The sequence below is a fragment of the Anoxybacteroides rupiense genome (assembly GCF_014196195.1).
GTDB lineage: Bacteria > Bacillota > Bacilli > Bacillales > Anoxybacillaceae > Anoxybacteroides > Anoxybacteroides rupiense.
Window position 1 is genome coordinate 667,065 of sequence record NZ_JACIDF010000001.1, and the last position, 17,106, is coordinate 684,170.

General features: G+C 40.9%; 14 protein-coding genes. 2 read left to right on the plus strand and 12 right to left on the minus strand.

Translation table 11 applies throughout. The annotated features are described in order from the left end of the window. Window positions 1-6 precede the first annotated feature (6 nt). Window positions 7-1,521, minus strand: a complete 1,515-nt coding sequence (locus tag GGQ95_RS03185) for a spore germination protein (RefSeq protein WP_066146968.1) — start codon at window positions 1,519-1,521, stop codon at window positions 7-9. A gap of 152 nt (window positions 1,522-1,673) precedes the next feature. Here GGQ95_RS03185 and GGQ95_RS03190 point away from each other — a divergent pair, with 152 nt between their 5' ends. Further along, a complete protein-coding gene (locus GGQ95_RS03190; protein WP_066146967.1) occupies window positions 1,674-3,290 on the plus strand; it encodes a methyl-accepting chemotaxis protein in 1,617 nt (538 codons plus the stop codon). A 154-nt stretch (window positions 3,291-3,444) separates the two neighbouring features. Here GGQ95_RS03190 and GGQ95_RS03195 read toward each other — a convergent pair whose 3' ends face one another. Beyond that, window positions 3,445-4,473: a YkvI family membrane protein gene (locus GGQ95_RS03195; protein ID WP_066146965.1), complete on the minus strand. Its 1,029-nt coding sequence runs from the start codon at window positions 4,471-4,473 to the stop codon at window positions 3,445-3,447. A 325-nt stretch (window positions 4,474-4,798) separates the two neighbouring features. Beyond that, on the minus strand, window positions 4,799-5,533 hold the full coding sequence (locus tag GGQ95_RS03200; protein WP_183186312.1) for a FixH family protein: 735 nt from the start codon (window positions 5,531-5,533) through the stop codon (window positions 4,799-4,801). 202 nt (window positions 5,534-5,735) lie between these two features. Here GGQ95_RS03200 and GGQ95_RS03205 point away from each other — a divergent pair, with 202 nt between their 5' ends. Continuing rightward, window positions 5,736-7,880, plus strand: coding sequence for an ATP-dependent Clp protease ATP-binding subunit (locus tag GGQ95_RS03205; protein WP_183186313.1), 2,145 nt, complete (start codon window positions 5,736-5,738; stop codon window positions 7,878-7,880). Between the two features lie 94 nt (window positions 7,881-7,974). Here GGQ95_RS03205 and GGQ95_RS03210 read toward each other — a convergent pair whose 3' ends face one another. The 9 genes from GGQ95_RS03210 to GGQ95_RS03250 all read right to left on the minus strand — a co-directional run bounded on the left by GGQ95_RS03210 (window position 7,975) and on the right by GGQ95_RS03250 (window position 16,903). Continuing rightward, on the minus strand, window positions 7,975-8,391 hold the full coding sequence (locus GGQ95_RS03210; RefSeq protein ID WP_231734594.1) for a PaaI family thioesterase: 417 nt from the start codon (window positions 8,389-8,391) through the stop codon (window positions 7,975-7,977). Window positions 8,392-8,798: 407 nt separating this feature from the next. Next, entirely contained in the window at window positions 8,799-9,983 is a 1,185-nt protein-coding gene (locus tag GGQ95_RS03215) for an ABC transporter substrate-binding protein (RefSeq protein ID WP_231734593.1), read from the minus strand. A 22-nt stretch (window positions 9,984-10,005) separates the two neighbouring features. After that, complete coding sequence (locus tag GGQ95_RS03220; protein ID WP_044746709.1) at window positions 10,006-10,746, minus strand: ABC transporter ATP-binding protein; 741 nt, start codon at window positions 10,744-10,746, stop codon at window positions 10,006-10,008. Continuing rightward, window positions 10,746-11,528, minus strand: a complete 783-nt coding sequence (locus GGQ95_RS03225) for an ABC transporter ATP-binding protein (protein WP_044746710.1) — start codon at window positions 11,526-11,528, stop codon at window positions 10,746-10,748. The genes GGQ95_RS03220 and GGQ95_RS03225 overlap by 1 nt, the downstream gene beginning before the upstream one ends. Window positions 11,529-11,542: 14 nt before the next feature. Next, window positions 11,543-12,568: a branched-chain amino acid ABC transporter permease gene (locus GGQ95_RS03230; RefSeq protein ID WP_082741648.1), complete on the minus strand. Its 1,026-nt coding sequence runs from the start codon at window positions 12,566-12,568 to the stop codon at window positions 11,543-11,545. A 4-nt stretch (window positions 12,569-12,572) separates the two neighbouring features. Further along, entirely contained in the window at window positions 12,573-13,451 is an 879-nt protein-coding gene (locus tag GGQ95_RS03235) for a branched-chain amino acid ABC transporter permease (RefSeq protein ID WP_066146954.1), read from the minus strand. A 1,025-nt stretch (window positions 13,452-14,476) separates the two neighbouring features. Continuing rightward, entirely contained in the window at window positions 14,477-15,136 is a 660-nt protein-coding gene (locus GGQ95_RS03240; protein WP_044746712.1) for a TetR/AcrR family transcriptional regulator, read from the minus strand. Between the two features lie 13 nt (window positions 15,137-15,149). After that, complete coding sequence (locus tag GGQ95_RS03245; protein WP_159719545.1) at window positions 15,150-16,178, minus strand: ABC transporter permease; 1,029 nt, start codon at window positions 16,176-16,178, stop codon at window positions 15,150-15,152. After that, window positions 16,175-16,903, minus strand: a complete 729-nt coding sequence (locus GGQ95_RS03250) for an ABC transporter ATP-binding protein (RefSeq protein WP_066146949.1) — start codon at window positions 16,901-16,903, stop codon at window positions 16,175-16,177. Before GGQ95_RS03250 ends, GGQ95_RS03245 begins: the two co-directional genes overlap by 4 nt. Between the last annotated feature and the right edge of the window lie 203 nt (window positions 16,904-17,106).

Sequence of the window (17,106 nt, forward strand, 5' to 3'; positions counted from 1 at the left end):
CCTCTTCTACTCATCAATATCTTTTTTCTTCTTCGCTTTTTTTGGATCATATCTCCATAATGTCAAAGGCCGTAAATAACTTGGACGTTTTACGGTCAAATGATAAGGAGAACGAATAAAGCTGTCTGCAAAATCTTTAACCCGAAACGGATATAGAGGAACGAGATAAGGACTTCCGAACGACTGTAGCTTGCCTAAATGAATCAGAAGCAAACAGGCGGCGAAAACAATGCCGATTCCTCCCCAGCAGGCAGCAAATAAAATAATCGGAAACCGAATAAACCGAATCGTATTCGACATTTTATAAATTGGCGTCGTGAACGAAGCAAGGGCGCCTAATGCGACGATAATCAGCAAAATATTACTTGTAAGCGCCGCTTCCACGGACGCCTGCCCAATGACAATACCGCCGACAATCCCCAGGGTCTGGGCTACTTTTGTAGGCAGGCGCGCCCCAGCTTCACGCAAAAGCTCAATCGTAATTTCCAGAAACAACACTTCTAATATCGGCGGAAAAGGAACGTTGGAACGAGAAAAAATAATCGGACCCAGTAGATCCTTCGGAAGCATTTCATAATGATAGGTTAAAACCGCCACATAAATGGGGGATGCCAAAATAGAAAACATGACTCCGATCATTCGAATCAAGCGAAAAAATGAACCAAGAAGCCACGGCAAATAATAATCTTCCGGAGAGGTAAAAAAATCAAATAACGTCGAAGGCCCTGTGATGACATATGGAGAGCCATCGGAAAAAATCGCAACCCTTCCTTCAATTAACGCATATACGATTTTGTCCACCCGTTCACTTGATACAAATGAAGGAAAAGGAGATGAAGAATTGTCTGATAATATTTGTTCAAATAGCGATGTGTCAAACATAATATCAAACTCGATTTCACTTACTCTCTGCACGACAGTCTGTAATGTTTGTTCATTAACAATTCCATCAATATAAGCAATAACGACTTTCGTTTGTGACATCGAACCGATCGTTAATTCCCGAAAGACAAGATGAGGAGTCACAATTTGGCGGCGCAATAAATGTAAATTAGTTCCAATATTCTCGACAAATCCTACTTTTGGACCGACCACGCTAAACTCATTTTCCGAATCATTATTTGGCCGTAATCCTAGATTTTCGCTGGCCAAATTAACAAGGGCGCAGTGGTCCGCGACTCCTTTCAGCTGAATCATCGCAAATCCCTTTAGCAGCTTTGCTTCAATCATCTCAACATCTGCCGTCACCTCGATTCGCTGTACAGGGATAATTTGCTGCAAGTCTTCGAGAGCAAGAGAAGCATAAGACGATAAATCCCGCTGCAACCGGCAAATCACCTGCTGTTGCAAGAGCTTTGGATCAATCAATGAATCAAAATAAGAAATGCAAAAATGATATCCGTTTGTCTGGAATTCAACCGTAGCAAAGTCGCTCGATTGCTTAAAAATTTGCAATAATTGCGGCAGCGTTTTTACTTGTTGCTGCTTACCGTTTTTAAACATAAATGAAAAAATAGACATGGTCATCCCCTCAAGCCTTCATTAATCAAACAAGCATTTATTTGCTAGTCTCCCTTGATTTTGTTGTTTTATGCATAGACATCCTTTTTCCTAGGTTGATAAATCTAAATTTTCAGTATATATTGAAAGAAATAAGAACGGAGGGGGACATAATGAATCGACTACTCAAAAAGAAAGAGGCACAAGATGCACTGAAAAAAGTTGTTCAAGTGTCTGAACAAATTCGGCAAAAAATAGACAAAACCAAGCCTCTTGAACAGCAAATGGATCGCATTCGCTCATTTCTTGATGAACAGCTGCAGCATGATGAATATTTTGTTATCGTTGATGAAAGAGGCTATGCCATTGTCCACACGAATCGGCTGCGCGAAGGCCGAACGTTTTCTGATGAAGTTGGTCAAAAAGCTGCTCAAACAACCGAACCGCTTCTGCAAGCGTACAAGCGTGATACCGGTGAGCTGCTCATCGATGCAAGTTGCCCTCTATACATAGACAGCACAGGCAAGCGATTAAATTTGCGAATGGGCAGATTATCTTATCAGTCTACTTTGCAAATTCAATTAGCATGTCTATCGGCCATTCCGGCCACCATCAGCTTTTTTATCGCTCAACTGCTCTCTTTATCGCCACTATTCATTTGTAGCTTAACGATCGTAATCAGCCTTATTCTCCATACCTTCCTTTATCGAGCGATCATCAAAGAATGCCGCCACTGGTACTATGTCACTCGCACCGTTTCGTCAGGAAATCTTGACGCGCAAGTACAGACAGTTCAAAAACGAACGATATTTCATCAAATTGGGTATGAGCTTAACAAAATGATTCTAGGTATGCGCACGATTTTAGCAGAATTAGCCAAAGCTACCCAAACCGTAAGCAAAGTAGGCGAGCAGCAAACAAATGAAACGAGACGCCTTTCAGAGTCGTTTGACGAAATTGCCGCTGCGATGGAAACATTCCGCGAAGGGGCGAAGCAGCAAACCGCATCAGTAGAACATGCCAATCAATTTGTCACTAAAATGCTTGAAGAAGTATGGGATATGCAAAAAGAGTTTGAAAGCGTTGTTAACCATGCGAGAGAAGTAACGGAATCGATGCGCCAAGGAAGCCGCTTGCTTGAATTGACAAAAGAGCAAATGGATGGGATGCAGCATGATATGCAAGAGACGGCTTCGCTCATCTACTCCGCTTCTCAAGAAGCCAATCAAGCCGTGGGAATTGTTTCGGCCATTACAGCGATTGCCAAGCAAACAAATTTGCTTGCGCTAAATGCTTCGATTGAAGCATCAAGAGCTGGAGAAGCTGGAAAAGGATTTGCCATTGTCGCTCAAGAAGTCAGAAAGCTGGCGGAAAACACTAACACCTTTTCCGCACAAATTTTATCTTCGTTGCAAGAGATGAGGCATTTGCTGGATCGTGCAGTGGAAGCGGTTCAGCAAAACGGGCAAACCGCTGCCACCACTATGCATTCCTTTTTAAAAACAAATGAAGCGATGAAATCATTTTTGCAAGTTTTTTCACAAATGAATGACCTGCTGCTGCGTAGCCGAAATCATGTGGAGCAGATTACGAACCATGGTGATGAATTAAAACAAACGATCGAAGAAGTGCATAGCATTGCTAAAGATTTTACCAATATGGTTCATGAAACAACTTCAGGATTGGAACAGCAAACCATTGCCATTCATGAACTGGCCAAGGATGCCGCTGTTTTATCCACCTCTGTTCAACAGCTGCAACAAATCGTCACCCGCTTCCAGCATTCCTAGTTTATACTAACCGTTTGTCGAACGCTTCACGGCTAAAAACGCCCATTATCTGAGCTGAGCGAATCGCACAAATGCCCTATCTTTTTTAAAACCAAAAGGCTTGGCTGCACCGCCAAGCCTTTCATTTTTTTGAAAAGCAGATTTTTGCCGCATCCTATTTTGGCGTCTGAGGAATTTTGCGAAACAAAAGCAAAACAAGAAACAAAAGACTGATATATCCAAACAAAGGATATAAGAATGAGAGCAAAGATCCGTAGCGAAATGAACTGATCGTATACAAAATCAAAAACAAAATCGCCAAAAACAACGTCGAGGAGAATGCCTGAAACTGTCGCTGCAGCCCAAATACTCCACCAATGATGGACGTAAAAATCTCGCCATAAATAATGAATAAATACAACCAATAAAAATACGTAAAAAACGTGCGAACAATTTCAGCCATAGGAATTTCATAACGCAATACATGCGGAAAAGACAGCAAAACAAAGTGGCTGCTCAATAAAATGCTCGTTAGCAATATCCCGCCAAGCAACGCTCCCCACTTGACCACTCGATCGTCCTCTGCTTCAGAGGCGAGCGGAACAAGAACCGGCTGCGCCATCGCTAAATTAAAGGCCGCATAGGAAAGAGGCGAGAAAAAAGCACTCCAAGAGGAAGGAGAGGAGCTAGAAGGACCGCACCATTCTCCCCCAAGCAGTAATTTCCCTAAAAGCACAAAGCTAAATAGGATCATCATCGGAACAACGAACACATTCACGGCAAATAAGCCTTTTGCATCATAAAGCATCACGGCAAACACAAGAACGATCGTCGCCAGCATCCCTAGAGGCTTCGGCAATCCGAGCTGCTCCTCAAATAACGCTCCTGCTCCTGATAGCATCACAGAAGTCACGCCAACAATCATGATCGTCATAATGAACGTAACGAATGTGCTGGCCGTTTTGCCAAACAAATAATCATTCAATTGCTTGTACGAGGAAGCCCGCAGCGCTCTCGCCATCATCATCATCCGCATTCCTAGCCATGCAAACAGCCAACCGCTAACCAAAACTCCCATCGTTCCAATTTTTCCGTATTGTGTAAAAAAAGCAATAATCTCTTTTCCTGTCGCAAATCCCGCTCCAACGACAGTTCCTACGTATACAGCAGCAATCTGCCAAGCTGCCAGCCATCTTTTAATCATTTTCTTCCCCCTGTCTCTCTTTTCCCTAAGCTTATCGTGGCAATCCATTATTTATTGAAAATACAAGCTCACGAGGCTGAGCACCGAGCTTTTCTCCCCTCTCCTCAATCAAAGCTTCGAGCCCAGCAATCCAGCCGTTAGCCATCGCCCTAAACGCTATCTCCATTTCGATTGCAGGCTGCTTATAAGCAATGGCAGAACAGTGTGGAATGAGCCGTGGATTTGGTTTGATCAGTTCGCTAATATGCTTGGTTATATATATGAAAAAAAGGACAAAGAAAGACGAAAAGAAAATAGAAAAAAGGAAGCCTTTGGGGCTTCCTTTCTATTGAACTATCACTTGCTTTACTTGATGTTCATGCAATTCGTTCGTTTCGACATGCACTTTAACTGAAAACGTTCCCTTTTCTTTAAATACCGTTTTCGCCTGGTACTTTCCACTGCCTTGTTCATTCGCATCGATAAACTCATGCTTCATCTGGTCCTTCCAGATTTCAAAACGAACTTTTGCCGCCGTAAGTGGCTGGCCATTATACGCAATATCGGCTACAATTGGTTCCTCCTTGTTGACTGTAAACATCTGTGGATGCAACGTTACAGCCACACCAGCAGCATCGTCATGGTGCGAATGGTCAGAACCGCTTTCTTCATGCTCCGATGCGGAACCAGCATTGTCACCTACAATCACATCTGTTTTGGGCATATTATGCATATTGCGAGCTGTAACATGGGCTACAACGGAATATGTCCCTGCCTCGGTAAATGTTTTTTCAATAGCGTATTTTCCATTTCCTTTGCTCTTGGCTGAAATCATTTCATGCTGGTCGTTTCCCTGCTTCCAAATTTCGAACTTCACCTCATCCGCGTCGTTCACTTTTTCCTTTCCATATGTAACAATACAAGCGATTTCTGTTTTTTTCTGAAGCTCAATTGGCGACTTCACATCTATTTTTACATCTAAAATGGCAGGTTCATCAGCCGATTGATCTTTCGTTTGGCCACATGCCGAAATCAATAACACCACCATCATGGCAAGCATCAAGCGAATATAAACTTTCATCTTCACGTTCCCCCTCTTTCTTCTCTCATTGTCCACTATATCACACCTCTTTCTAGCTACAAATCATTGTTCACATTTTTTTCAAAAACATTTCACCAATCGCACAAAAAATTTATAAAAACCTCTTGAAAGTCAAAAAAGGTCAAATTATAATAAAGTTAAAGTCAAATATAGTCAAAGTCAAAAAAGGAGGTTATGCCTCATGCTTTGCCAATTATGTCAGCAACACAAAGCAACCGTATTCGTTCAGATGCAAATTAATCATGAAAAAAAGCAGTTGCAGCTTTGTCATGAGTGCTATACAAAACAAAAACAAGAATTGACCATTCCAATGAATTTTGAATTCGGAACATTTCCGTCCATTCCGCTAGATTCGTTCTTTTCAGGAAATCTGGCGGCCGATTCAGCATTCTCTTCTTCGGCAAATCCAATACCAATGACGCCATCGCACAGAGGCGGCGGCTTTTTAGATCAATTTGGTCGCAATTTAACCCAGTTAGCAAAGGCCGGATTGATCGATCCAGTCATTGGCCGCGACCAAGAAATTGAACGAGTCATTGAAATTTTGAACCGGCGCAATAAAAACAATCCTGTGCTGATTGGAGAGCCGGGTGTCGGAAAAACAGCGATCGTCGAAGGATTAGCCTTAAAAATTGCGGAAGGACGCGTTCCAGAAAAACTGTTAAACAAAGAAGTATATTTGCTTGATGTCGCTTCTCTCGTAGCCAATACTGGCATTCGCGGGCAATTTGAGGAGCGAATGAAGCAGCTCATTGCCGAGTTGCAACGGCGAAAAAATATTATTCTTTTTATCGATGAGATTCATTTGCTAGTCGGAGCCGGCTCTGCTGAAGGCTCCATGGATGCAGGCAATATTCTGAAGCCGGCTCTTGCCCGCGGCGAACTTCAAGTTGTTGGAGCAACGACATTAAAAGAATATCGACAAATTGAAAAAGATGCTGCTCTTGAACGTCGCTTCCAGCCTGTTATTGTTCATGAGCCAACAGTGGACGAAGCCATCCATATTTTAAAAGGAATCCAAGAAAAATATGAACAATTCCATCGCGTAAAATATACGGATGAAGCGATTCAAGCGTGTGCAGCTTTATCGCACCGCTACATTCAAGACCGCTTTTTGCCGGATAAAGCCATTGATTTATTAGATGAGGCTGGCTCAAAAGCCAATTTACGCATTGCTGCAACAGATGAAAAAAATATTCAACAACGATTGGCCTTTTTAGCGAAGGAAAAAGAAAAAGCAGCGGCGGAAGAAAATTATGAACGCGCCGCTCAATTGCGGGCTGAAGAGCTCCGATTAGAAAAACAGCTGCAAAACCAGCAAGCTGATGAAACACCGATTGTTGATGTTGCTGATATTCAGCAATTAATCGAAGAAAAAACGGGCATCCCTGTCGGCAAGCTCCAAGCTGATGAAAAAACAAAAATGAAGCAGTTGGAAGAAAACTTAGCGAAAAAGATCATTGGACAAGAAGAAGCGGTGAAAAAAGTGGCTAAAGCGATCCGCCGCAGCCGGGCTGGACTAAAAGCGAAAAACCGGCCAATTGGCTCCTTCCTCTTCGTCGGCCCAACAGGAGTCGGTAAAACAGAGCTGACAAAGACGCTGGCAGAGGAGCTATTTGGTTCAAAAGACACCATGATTCGTTTAGATATGAGCGAATATATGGAAAAGCATTCTGTATCGAAATTAATCGGTTCACCTCCTGGCTACGTTGGACACGAAGAAGCGGGACAGCTAACAGAAAAGGTGCGCCGCAATCCTTATAGCATGATCTTGCTTGATGAAATTGAAAAAGCCCATCCTGATGTGCAACACATCTTTTTGCAAATCTTAGAGGACGGGCGTTTAACAGATAGCCAAGGCCGCACAGTTAGCTTCAAGGATACCGTTATTATTATGACAAGCAACGCCGGTGTTACCGATAAAAAAATTACAGTCGGCTTTGAAAAAGAAAATCGCGTTGGCCAAACAAGCATTCTCGACTCTCTAAGCGCGTACTTCAAACCGGAGTTTTTAAATCGCTTGGATGCCATTATTGAATTTAAAGCGCTGCAAAAAGAGCACATGCTACAAATTGTTGAGTTAATGCTTGCTGAGCTGCAAACAACCTTAAAAGATGAGGGCATTCAGCTTGAAGTATCGCAGGAAGCGAAGGAAAAGCTTGCTGAAATCGGCTACCATCCTTCATTCGGAGCTCGTCCGTTACGCCGGGCCATTCAAGAGCATATCGAAGATCAAGTGGCTGACTTACTTCTTGATCAGGATGAAGTGAAAAAAATTCAAATTACAGTTGAAAACGAGCGCATCGTCGCCCGATCAATAAATTAAAGAAGAGGCTGTCTCAAAAGGGCATTCAAACATCCTTTTTGAGACTAGTCTCTATTTTTTATTTCTCTGTGGAATCCAGGATTTCTCTTTCATTTTATTGTGTAGGAACAGAAACAACTGTTCCTTTCTTCCTATAAACCATCCCTTCGGCGAGAGCAATAATCTCCTCATTATCATTCAAAACAACAATCCGGTATAATCCGAGACGATGTGGGTCCGTTTCTTCCTGTGCAACGGCTATCAGCTTTTCGCCCACGACGCTCGCTTTGATGTAATGCATGGTCATCGTAATTCCAACAGCGATTTGATTATGGGAATTGCTGGCGCAGGCAAAAGCTATATCCGCTAAAGAAAAAATCGCACCACCATTTGTGCTTCCATTAAAATTCAACAAATGGTCTTTAATTTCCATTGAAACTTGCGCATATCCTTGTCTAACTTCATCAATAGAAACACCTAAATATCGAGCGAAAGGGTCCTCCTTCATCTTCTTTATAAGTTCTTCCATCATTTTTTATTCACCCCGCTAATTATAATAGATGAAACTTACCCTTTTAACCTTTATATCTTCAATATGAAGCTCGTGTCGTTTTTGTATCCTAACAACGAACCGCTTCCAGACCCATTTATTAGTCTGAAAGCGGTGTCGTTCGAGCTTTTATCACGTGAATCCATAGCTAAAGGCAGATCCACAGCTTTCTCTCATTTAGCAACTTTTCAAAGACCATTCAGCAAATCTTCACATTTCATTTATAATTTCAATTAAATTCCTGAATATCAGAAATATAGTTACGCATACGCTCCTTGTCTCCTCTTTCATCCCCATTAAACACGGATTCAAGCATAGCACTTATTGGTCCTTACTATATATCATCTAACTCCATGTTTTACATCACAATAATAAAATTATTCGCTTTCTTAATTCTCAAGCAGCGTCCATTTTCCATCTTTGACAACAGCCATAACCATGCTATCGGAAGTTAAGCCATTGTGATCATCTGGAGAAAAAGTGAACATGCCTGTTGCCCCAACCCAATTCTTCACTTTGTTTTCTAAGAAATCACGAATAGACTCGCGATCAGTGGCACCGGAACGCAATGCCTCAATGACAAGCATTATATTATCATGCCCATATGCTCCAAAGTTGGTTGGTTCATTCCCATATTTTTCAACGTACGCTTTGTGGAAAGATGTGATCACTTCGTACTGAGCATCATCTTTAGGAATTTGCTCAGGAAACAATAGCTTTCCTGTGGGAATAACAACGCCTTCCGCTGCATCCTTCGCTAAATTAATGAAATTTTGATTTGCTATACCATGGCTTCCGATCATCGGTATTGCCATATTCAACTTCTTCATATTACTAGCAATCACCGCAGGACCTGGGTTTGTTCCCCAAACTACAACCGCCTGCGCTCCTGAACTTTTAATACGCGTCAGCTGTGCACTCATATCTGGATCTTGAGTGTTATAGCTTTCTTTTTCTGTAATTTCAATATCGTATTTTGAAGCCAATTTTTCCAATTGCTCTAATCCGCTAGTTCCAAATGAATTTGAATCTGTTAGCGTACCAATTCGGTTAATGCCTTGTTTGTTAAGGTACTCATAAATTCTTTGAACAGCATGAACATCGGAATGCGGTGTTTTAAAGACCCATTTAGATTCCTGTACAGGGTCAATAATATGAACACTTGCTCCTGCTGAAATCATGGGAACTTGATTCTGCATAGCAATTCCTTTCATCGCCAAGCTTTCGCCACTTCCAGACGATCCTAAAACCACTAGCGCCTGTTCATCATGAACAAGACGATTCATCTCTTGAGTCGCTTTTTCCTGATTTGATTCATCATCTGCTAAAATTAAGCGGATAGGCACCCCGTTAATTCCACCTTCAGCATTGATTTTATCAACGATTAATTGTGTTGCATTCCATTCCGGCTCGCCAAGAGGGCTATTGGGTCCTGTTTTAGAATAAATGGCCCCTATCACATATTCAGAAGCTTTTTTATTTCCTTGACCGCTATTCTCCTCTTTGCTGCTACATGCAGCAATAAAAAGAAACACAGACAAAACGAATATGAGCAAAAACCTTTTTTTCATCATTCCCTCTCCCCCTATCAATTTTTTATGAGATCGCTTGGCCTAAATAAGCTTCTTTAACTTCCTTATCGTTTAACAATTCTTGTGATATTCCTGATTTTACAATTTTGCCATGCGAAATAACGTATCCGCGATCGGCTATTTTTAATGATGCAACAACGTTTTGTTCAATCAGCAATACAGTGGTTCCGAACTCTTTTTTCAGTTCTCTAATCAGCCGAAGAACCTCTGCTGCGACAATTGGCGCTAATCCTAAAGTTGGCTCATCTAACAGAAGCAGTCGCGGCTTAGACATAAAGCCTCTAGCAATCGCTAACATTTGTTGTTGTCCCCCTGATAACGTACCAGCTAATTGTAATTGTCTCTCTTTTAAAATAGGGAACAACGCAAAAACTTTTTCTAAGTTTTCCTCCATTTCTTTTCGTCCTGATTTTCGATAATGATGAAAGGCACCTAAATGCAAATTATCCAATACAGACAGAGTAGTAAAAATTTGCCGGTGCTCAGGAACATGAATCAAATGCTTTCTGACAATCTTTTCGGCAGTTAGTGAGGTGATGTCTTCACCGTAAAAATAAATTTTTCCGCCAGCTGGTGTCAGCAACCCTGAAATCGTTTGTAGCAATGTTGTCTTGCCCGCTCCGTTAGCACCGATTAAAGCCACAATCTCTCCCTCATTCACTGTCAAAGATACTTCGTCTAATGCTCTAATGGGGCCATAATTCACTGATACCTTTTGAATATCAATAACCGACTGTTGTTCCATCACGCTCCCTCCCCTGCTTTTTCCTCTATATCAGCTCCCAAGTAGGCACTGATAACATCCTCATTATTTTGAATTTCCTTTGGTGTCCCTTCAGCAATTTTGCTTCCTTGATCAAGAACGATAATTTTATCGCATATCCTCATCACTAGATCCATGTCGTGCTCAACGACAAAAACGGTTATACCCTTCTCTTTGATTTGTTGGATTAATCTTGCCATCTCCTTTGTCTCTTTATGATTTAATCCTGCCGCAATTTCATCAAGCAATAACAGCTTTGGTTTTGTTGCCAATGCCCTAGCAAGCTCTAAAAGTCGAAGAGCCCCTAGTGGAAGGCTGCTCGACATTTGATCATATAGTCCTTCGAGCCCTACAAATTTCAAATATTCCATAGCTGTTTCGTATAAAATTTGTTCTTCTTTTCTCGTTCTCGGAGAAAAGAAAGCGGCAGAAAGCATGCTGCTTCTTGTATGAATGTGGAGCCCAACCATCACATTCTCAATAACTGTCATGTTTTTGAAAATTTTAATATTTTGAAATGTACGGGCAATCCCTAAACGGCTTACCTCGTAATTAGGAAGCTTCTCGATATTTTTCCCTTCAAAAACAATTTCTCCTATTGTTGGAGGGAATACCGCAGAAACCATATTAAACATCGTACTTTTCCCTGCGCCATTTGGACCAATGAGCCCTACAATTTGTCCTTGCTCGATAGAAAAGCTAACATCTTTATTAGCCACTACCCCTCCAAATTTTTTTGTCACATTTCGCACTTCTAGCAACATCTCTGCCTCCCCCTTTAGTAAGAACCTTTAGAACGGCGGTACAATAATGCTGATAAACCATGCGGGATAAAAATGATTACACATACTAAAATCAATCCATAAATCACTTGTTCAAAATCACTTGTAATAAAAGTAAATTGCTCTCCAAGATTATGAACGACAACACTAATAAAAGTAATAAAAATGGCGCCACCGACCGCTCCCCATATACTCCCGCTACCTCCAAGAACAACCATTGTTAAAAAAATGATCGAAGCGTCTAGTGAAAATGAGCTTGGTGAAATACTGTAACTCATATGAGCGAATAACCATCCAGCCAAGCCCGCTAACATAGCGCTCAGTATAAAAATTTGCATTTTATACTTTCCTGTTTCTACCCCCACTGAACTTGATGCAATTTCGCTGTCATGAATGGAACGGAGCACTCGTCCAACATGTGAATGGACGATATTTAAGGACAGCATCACAACAAGTGATACAATTCCCCAAACGAAATAATAATAGGATACGCCTTGACTTAATGTATAACCAAATAAACTCATGGATGGGATGCCGTAAAAGCCAGAAGCTCCTTTTGTTACTTCCCGCCATTCTAAAAGAAGTACGTGCACAATGATGCCAAACGCTAATGTTGCCATGGCTAAGTAATATCCGCTTAACCTTGACATAGTGTAACCCATTATAAAAGCTAACAGGGCTGGCAGAAGAATAGAGATGAGCAGGCTAAGCCATGGAGACCACCCGTAAGTTGTTGTTAGTATGGCGGTTGCATAAGAGCCTACACCATAAAAAGCAGCTTGCCCTAACGATATTTGGCCTGCATATCCCATCAATAAAGCTAACCCAATGGCAATAATGGAATAGATCCCGGCAAATGTTGCTTTTGTTAAATAAAAAGATTCATTGACCAATATCGGAAGTAGAAGCACCAATGCTAAAAATCCGCAAAAACGGATCCAGTTTGTTTGTTGAACCCCTTTCAAATTTCCCTTTTTTCGAAACCTAGATAAAAATAACCGTGAGCTTGTTTGTTCCTTCATGCGATCATAATCCCCCTTTCCCAACACTTTTTTCTCCTAAAATACCGCTTGGTCGAATTAATAAAATGACTAGAATGCAAGTAAAAACAATCGCATCTTTTAAACCGGAGCTGATATATCCAGAACTGAATGATTCTAAAAACCCGATCACTAATCCGCCGAGTACCGCTCCAGGAGCACTGCCAAGCCCGCCTAAAATAATAGCCGAAAAGCCTTTTATGCCTAACATAATTCCCATATCGTAAGCGGGGAACATAATCGGCGCAACTGCCAGTCCAGCCAGCGCTCCTAATATTGCACTTAACACAAACGAAAAGGAAGACATTTTTCGTGGGTTGATTCCCATTAGTCTAGCTGCTATAGGATTGACTGAACAGGCTTGAAACGCTTTTCCGACAAGGGTTTTATTCATTAATAAATACAGTGCAAGGACAACAGCTAGCATGATTATGATGATCCAAATACTTTGCGGGGTGATCGCAGCTCCTCCTACATTAATCGATTCATTTGCAGTAAAAGGTTCAATCCGAACCGGATTTTTCCCCCATATTATCCCAGCCATTCCTCGGATAAAAATTGAAATACCAATCGTTAAAATGATTAAGCTTAAAGGATCTGCTCCTTTTGCTTTACTGAGAATCGTCACTTCCATCCCCCAGCCTATCACCATCACTATGGCAATGGTAAAAAAGAACGCAACCCAATATGGCAAACCGCGGCTGACAAGGGTAAACATGATCATTCCACCAAGCATAACAAACTCACCCTGGGCAAGATTAATCACTTTTGTAACGCTGTAGATCGTCACAAAACCAAGAGCCACAATTGCATAAATACTTCCTATGGTTGCCCCTGTTACGAAAAACTGTAAAAAATTCTCCATATCAAATTCCCCCTTTTACATTTATTACATTTTTTTATATTACGTTTTTTTATCGTCATCTATTTTTTAGAAAATGTTAGCGTTTTCAATCATTAATGTCAAGAATTTTTAGAAAATTACATTAAAATAATTATACTATTTTTACGTTGTTAAAGTTGTTTGTTTTTATAAAATGATAAAACAAAAAATTTTCGAATGGTGAAAAATAATCGACAAATAATGACGGTCTAAGACTTCATTTCTATGTTTTTTAGCTAGCATCCTTCAATACAATAGATTATTAATATAACGTTTTTATATAATACGTTTAATAAACGTGATTTTTAAAAAACAATAATGAATATCAGTGGAAAGAGAGAGGTGATAAAAAAATTATCCTAGTAATATTGAGGTAACACAAAAGAAGAACTTCAATTAAAACATTTGTATAGGACATTCACAAAATTAACCATTTATTAATAAAAATCCACCCTTCTTGGAATTTATGGTTCCAAAAGGGTGGATGAAATTCAAATGTTATAATAGAAAAATTCATCACTACAGAATAAGCGAATTCCCCCGCTTTTCCCTCCCTAAAACAGCTGAACTTTCCTTTTCTACCATCTCGGTCTTGTCAATGAAAGGATAAACACGAGGTAAAAAATGATGAGCAATCTTTTATTTTAACACCTCTCCCCGTCTCCCTTCTTAAAATGGCCTATTCCGTTTCTTCGCTAGATTGCGAATGATCAGTTCCCCCGCTATTGATGCACGAACATATTTCCTTATCTTTTATTACGCCAAGTCATGCGCGTTGATGATCTGAGCTGCAAACCCAGCTTAGGCTTTTTATAGCACATCCCTAAACAAGTATTCGATGTAGTAGAAAAATTTGAAATTAATCGTCCGCTTTTTATCAACAGCCATGTAGAAACGAAGCGAATAAAAACGGCGCACATCTGCAAAAGAAGGGAGTTCATTCTTTATAGCAATATATCTTTATACAGTGTTTTATTAAGATAAAGAAGAGACTGATGCCAACACCATCAGCCTTCCTTCTTTAATCCATGCATAAGCATTTGGATGGTGCGCTCCATTTCCTGCTCATCATCCCATTGGAGGTTCGGTAGCAGGATGAAGCGAGTGAGCAAAAAGCCGACGATCGTTGTAATCGTCATCCGAATAATCGTATTCGCCGGCAAATCAGCAAGCTCTCCCTTCTGCTGAAAATGATCAATAACTCGCTTAAATTTCCCATAGATATTTTCCATAAATACCGTTTGAATTTGCTCTTTAATATCTGAATGAAATGCAGTTTCCTGCCAAAAAATCCGAATCATCGGCAAATATTTTTTCACGAATTCATAACGGTTGTTCATCAGCGCTCTAATAAAGTCTTCATAGCTTGAATATTGGCTTTCAAATACTTCTTTAACAAATTCTTTCGCTAAAAACGGGGCCGCAATTTTCATAATGGTTGGCGTCACAATCGCCATCAGCAGTTCTTTTTTCGTTTTATAATGGCGGAAAATCGTTCCTTCCGCAACGCCCGCTCGCTTGGCGATTTCGCTTGTTGACGTTGCAGCATACCCTTTTTCTGCAAACATTTCAATCGCCGCTTCTAAAATTTTTGCTTGCTTATCACTTAGCTTTACTTCCTCATCATTTATTTTCAAGAGCTCCTGCAGCCATTGCTCATCATTCATGTTCATTTGCTCCTTACAATTTTCGATATTTCTTTAACGCTATTACATTTAATATCATAAATAACAAAGAAAATCCAAGCAAAACATATACGTCTATGGCAATCTCGTTCCAACCATTGCCGCGAATCATAATCTCCCTTAATGCGTCCGCTCCGTATGTCAATGGCATGATCACACTGAATGAGCGGAGCCACTGTGCCATTGTTTCCAAATTAAACAATCCAGAGAAGAAAATTTGCGGCACAACGATAAGCGGAATAAATTGAATCATTTGAAGCTCATTGTTCGCAAACGCTGATAATAATGTCCCAAGCGTTAGCGCCGTCATCGATAGCAAAAAAGTAATCAGCAGCACATACAAAAACGACCCTTCCATCATCATATCAAGCACATGAATCGCAAACCACGAAATCAAGCTGGCTTGAAATGTGGTGAAAATGCCAAAACCGATCACATAACCAACCACAATCTCCCATCGTTTTAACGGCGTTGCCAACAGACGCTCTAATGTTCCTCTCGTCCGTTCTCGTAAAAAAGAAACGCCAGCGATTAAAAAGACAAAAAAGAAAATAAAAAAGCCAATCAGCACAGGGCCAAAGTTATCAAATAACGCCATCTCTTCCGATCCGTGCAAATAGATGGTGTCAAGCTTCATCGTTTTTGTCTGCGGAGTTAGCTGTTGAAGCGTTTTTTGCACAGACATCAGAACGGCTTTGTTAGCCGTCGGATCGCTTCCCTCCAATGTCATTTGCGGCATTCCTTCTTTCATTTCAATAAAAGCGTCAATTTGTTGCTTGTTTAACTGAGCTTTCGCTGTCTGTTTGCCCATCCACTTGATATGGGCATCATTTTTTTGCAGCTTTTCAGCAAGCGCCACAGGGACGGCTTGATCCACTGCAATCGTTGGTTTATATTCTTCACCATTAAAGACTAAATTCATTAAAAATAGGACAAACATCGGCGCTAAAATCATGAGTCCAAGCGTCCGCTTATCACGAAAAAATTGACGGATAATCCGAATCACAATCGCGCGTACTCTCATTGATGCGCACCTCCAAAATATAAAAATGCCTGTTCAATCGTCTCGGAATGAGTCTTTTCTTTTAATTCATTCGGACTTCCTACAGCAATCAAGCGTCCGTCACGAATCATCGCCAGCCTTTGACATTTCTCCGCTTCATCCATGACGTGAGTCGTTACCACAATCGTTGTTCCTTGCTGGCGAATGCGCTCAAGTTCTGCCCAAATCGATTGGCGAAGCACAGGATCGATTCCTACTGTCGGCTCATCTAAAATTAACACTTCTGGTTCGTGCAACAAAGAAGCAGCCAAAGACAACCGTCGTTTCATTCCTCCTGAATAATGGTGCACCGTTTTTTTCAAATGCTCTGTTAAATGGACAAGCTCCGCCACTTCTTCAATGCGCTCCTTTTGCCTTTTTCCCCTCAATCCATAAATAGCAGAAAAAAATTGCAGGTTTTCAAGCGCTGTCAATTCTTCGTATAATGCATCTGATTGCGCCATAAATCCGATGCGCTTCATCGCTTGTAAATGAGGCATTTTGACATCAAACACATGAATCGTGCCTTCCGTTGCTTGATCAATTCCCGCGATTAATTTCACTAAAGTCGTTTTCCCCGCTCCTGATGGACCTAGCATTCCAAAAATTTCTCCCCTCTCCACAGCAAGGGCAATGTCATCAAGAACTTTCTTTTTTCCAAATACTCTCGACACATGCTCAACACAAATGCACGGTTTCGCTGCCATCTTTATTCCTCCATCTCACCAAAAATGAGTGATTACTCACTTCATTATAACTTGCTCTCGAATAAAAATAAAGTGAGTACTCACTCATCAAATAAAGAATTTTTAGAGACTTTATTCTCGACCGTTCAACCTCATGGCCGAAAACAGCCCCTTTCTCCGCTACAATAACGATTCCAGTCCCTCCATCCGCAACAGATTTCTTT